General features: G+C 35.5%; 4 protein-coding genes and 1 pseudogene. All 5 read left to right on the top strand.

The features are described 5' to 3' along the window. A pseudogene (locus ACTXGO_RS11065) lies at positions 1–195 on the top strand (ABC transporter ATP-binding protein); the annotation flags it as partial. Between the two features lie 100 nt (positions 196–295). Then, entirely contained in the window at positions 296–1,111 is an 816-nt protein-coding gene (locus ACTXGO_RS11060) for a glycosyltransferase family 25 protein (protein WP_443574515.1), read from the top strand. Positions 1,112–1,197: 86 nt separating this feature from the next. Further along, the gene (locus tag ACTXGO_RS11055; RefSeq protein ID WP_443574514.1) at positions 1,198–2,166 is read left to right on the top strand and encodes a glycosyltransferase family 2 protein; all 969 of its coding nucleotides are present in this window, start codon (positions 1,198–1,200) and stop codon (positions 2,164–2,166) included. Between the two features lie 137 nt (positions 2,167–2,303). Continuing rightward, positions 2,304–3,512 (top strand): hypothetical protein, encoded by a 1,209-nt coding sequence (locus tag ACTXGO_RS11050; protein ID WP_443574513.1) that lies wholly within the window; start codon positions 2,304–2,306, stop codon positions 3,510–3,512. Further along, on the top strand, positions 3,509–3,702 hold a 194-nt coding region (locus ACTXGO_RS11045; protein ID WP_443574511.1), incomplete at its 3' end, for a hypothetical protein. The genes ACTXGO_RS11050 and ACTXGO_RS11045, both read left to right, overlap by 4 nt.

Here is a 3,702-nt window from a genome sequence, read left to right as displayed (position 1 = left end):
GAAAAAGTAATCATGGACGCTATACACGACTTAAGCGGTAAAAAGACCATCATTATGATCGCCCATCGTCTAAAAACGGTGCAAAAGTGCGACATTATTTATTTGATTGATCAAGGAAAAGTAGTAGATCAAGGCACTTACCAAGAGTTGGTAGAGAACAATTCTCAATTTAAGAAAATGGCTGAACATGCTTAGAGATAAATAGAACTACAAAAGCATCAAATTATTTGCTTCAAAGTTGACAAATATTGGGGATAAAAGCATAAGAAATAAATAACTATCTTGGATAAACAAAATGCTAAAAATATATATAGTTTCACTAGAAAAGGATATGGAAAAAAGAAGAACTATATCTAACGCCCTAAATAAATATGATATCAAGTTTAGGTTTGTTAATGCTATATATGGGAAAGAGCTATCAGATAGTATATTAGATTTATATAGAGAAAAAAGTACAGCAGCTATTGTTGAAAGAGGGTTTCCAGCGACTGCTGGTGAAATTGGTTGTAGTTTAAGTCATCTTTTAGTTTATCAAGATATGCTGGATAGCAATATCAGATGGACATGCGTTTTAGAAGATGATGTTATTTTGGACAAAAGGTTCAAGGACTTTATTACTACCTTTTCAGATATTGAGTTAAATCCAAACATACTTTACTTGCTTGGTGGTCAGACTGATTTTAATAAGAAGATGATCGTTAAAAGTTTTAAGTATGTTACTACTATAGGGGGTCAAAAATTTTATAAAACAATTAAGAGCAATCCTTTTATCCACGGTAGCTGTTGCTACCTTATAAGTTTTGATTTAGCTAAAAGTATTATTGAATTGTCCAAAAATAATTTTATAGTCGCTGATGATTGGGAGTTCTTAGTGAATTTGAATATTATTGACAAAATATTCTTATCTGATTTTGTTGACCATCCTTCAGATTTTGCTAGTAGCAGCATACAAAAAGAAAGAGAGGTAGCATCAAAAAAAATCTCAGATAGTACGTCTGAGAACAGTGTTTTTGGTTTACGAGTTAAGAGATATATTAAGTGGCGTTTATGGTTAACTAAATGGCGGCTTAGGACGATAGCTTTAAAAATCTATAGGTACGTTGAGAAATAATAAACCTTATAGAGCATTTGATAATAAACACATCGTTAAAGTTAAATCATCAAATCATCAAATCAGCTATTAGTGGAGATATAGTAATGAGTACGCCTTTAATAAGTGTAGTCATACCAGTCTACAACAAAGAAGATTACCTAGAAAAGTGTCTCGACTCAGTGGTCAATCAAACCTACGCAGCGCTAGAGATTATTCTAATAAATGACGGTAGTACAGATAGATCTCCTATGATATGCAAAGAGTATGCTGATAGAGATAGTCGAATTAGATTTATAGACAAGGATAATCAAGGGGTGAGTATAACCAGAAATTTAGGTATTCACTCATCCAAGGGTGACTGGTTATACTTTTTAGATAGTGATGATTTTTTGGAGGTAGATGCTTTTGAGATTCTAATCAAAGCTGCAAAATCTACCAACGCTGATATTGTTTTTTTTGATTGTCGTCGTTTTAGACCAACTGATGTTGCTTTAGATAGAAAGCCTATAATCTATAAAGAATATACTGATCTTAAGTCATTCCTTGACGAAACTAATCTAAGCCCAGTATCAGCATGGTTGAATTTTTTTAGACGAGAAATCGTTTTAGAAAACAAAGTTGTTTTTAATAAAAATCTAAAGCATAACGAAGACGCTTTATTCGTGTATAGTTTATATTGTCATGCACAAAAAATTGTAGTATTGGATGAGGTGCTACATAATTTTGTTTTAGCGCCAAACTCAGTTAGTAGAAAACCTATAGAAATAAAGGTTTTGGAGGATAACTTGTTGTTTTTATCTGAGTTATGTAGATATGTTCGAAAATATGATTTAGTCGATGATTTTAAAAAAGAAATAAATTCTATATCTAGGTATATCTTTGTTTTGTCTGCTTACTTTGATGGTTTTGATAAGCATAAAGATGATATTCAACGTAGATTTAGAGAATTGTATTCAGTTAATAAAGATATTTTCTACACCAGATTTTCAAAGATTGCTAATATCAATATAAATATAATAATAAAATTGCTTAAAGCCAAGCATATATTAAAACGTACCAATTATCAGTCCTAATTTACCAAAGACGATTTATATTAAACTGTCTGTAGAACGTAGCACTTATTACTGAAGAGTTCTATGATAATGACTTGTTAATCGTTAATCGTTAATCGTAAGTGAATTAGAAGGCTATCTCTTTATAGGGGTTTTATATGAAAGATTGTTTTGAGCTTTTTCCTCAGCCTACTCAGACTAAAGATAATGGATCTCAGCGTTGCTGTCTGATAAAGCAGAAGTCTGCTAATCAAGAGTGTATTGACAAGGAGTTATGGTTTCTATATCCAGTTGGCATACCACTACCAAAAGATGACGACTGCGACGCTTACCTGCTTGCTACTTTACTGCCAGCGATGCAAGTGCAAGCTGATATTGTCGTCCATGGTAGTCTGTCTTTAGAGTTGTTATCTAATATCACCGAACTTCAGCATATTTGGAATAAATGGCTACCCAAGCAGTATCATTTAATTGATATAAAAGCGGATTCAACTCGAGAAAACGAAGCAATAATTGAAGGTGCTGTTTGCGCTTTTTCAGGTGGCGTTGATGCCCAGTTTACAGCCTATCGTCACGCTAAAGGTTTGGCAGGCTACAGTACGCGTAAGCTGCTTGCCGGTGTGTTTATACAGGGGTTTGATATACCTCTTAATGATAAGCAAGGGTTCGATAGCGCAGCCAAAATAGCCAGTACTGTCCTTAAAGACTTGAACATCGACTTGTTGCTGGTTAAGACTAATATTAGACAGCTATGGGATATCAATTGGGAGGACTATCATGCTGCTGCTATTGCGTCGGTACTGTGTGGACTGAAAAAGTATGCAGGCACTGGTCTCATTGGCAGTGGCGACTCCTATGATGTGCTGCTCAGTCCATGGGGCTCGCATCCAATGACTGATCCATTATTAAGCTCAGGCTCATTTAGAATTATTCATGATGGGGCAGGGTTCAATCGTTTACAAAAGCTGGAGGTACTTACAAAGTGGCAAATAGGGCTTGAGAACCTGCGTGTTTGCTGGGCAGGTGGCAAGCATGATAGCAACTGCGGCCGCTGTGAGAAGTGTGTTAGAACTCGTATGAACCTATTACTAGTAGGCGCTCAAAATCCTAAATGCTTTAGCACCCCTATTGAGCCCTCTGTTTTTAGCGGTATGATCTTGCATAGTGAAGCTATGTATATAGATTGGTTACTCATTCGTAATAAGATAATAGAAACAGGCAAAGGTCAGCAATGGTTGCCTCACGTTGAGCAAGTGCTTAAACGCAAGCCACTACCTAGATTAGAGAGACTATTACCTTTTGGCTCAAAGCGCCGAGAATGGGTTAAAAAGCTGCTAAGCAAAAATAATAGGAGCATCTCAAAATGAGATTTAATACGGTAAAAAAGCTTATTCCGCTTAGATTAAAACAGCGTGTAGCTGTTCATAGAAACAAAAGAGAAATGCCATTGCCACTTGGTCGCCGCTGTTTTATTTTCTTAGCAGCAGATTATGGCAACATCGGTGACATCGCCATCTCTTGTGCTCAAAGCCACTATCTAAAAAGCGTCCTGCCTGA

The organism is Psychrobacter sp. T6-1 (genome assembly GCF_052258445.1).
Note: the sequence above shows the minus strand (reverse complement) of the source record. Positions and strands in the feature narration are given on the sequence as shown.

Bases quoted from the DNA above. Each gene is read 5' to 3' on its own strand.
- ACTXGO_RS11060 (WP_443574515.1), top strand. From the start codon at position 296: ATGCTAAAAATATATATAGTTTCACTAGAAAAGGATATGGAAAAAAGA.
- ACTXGO_RS11055 (WP_443574514.1), top strand. From the start codon at position 1,198: ATGAGTACGCCTTTAATAAGTGTAGTCATACCAGTCTACAACAAAGAA.
- ACTXGO_RS11050 (WP_443574513.1), top strand. From the start codon at position 2,304: ATGAAAGATTGTTTTGAGCTTTTTCCTCAGCCTACTCAGACTAAAGAT.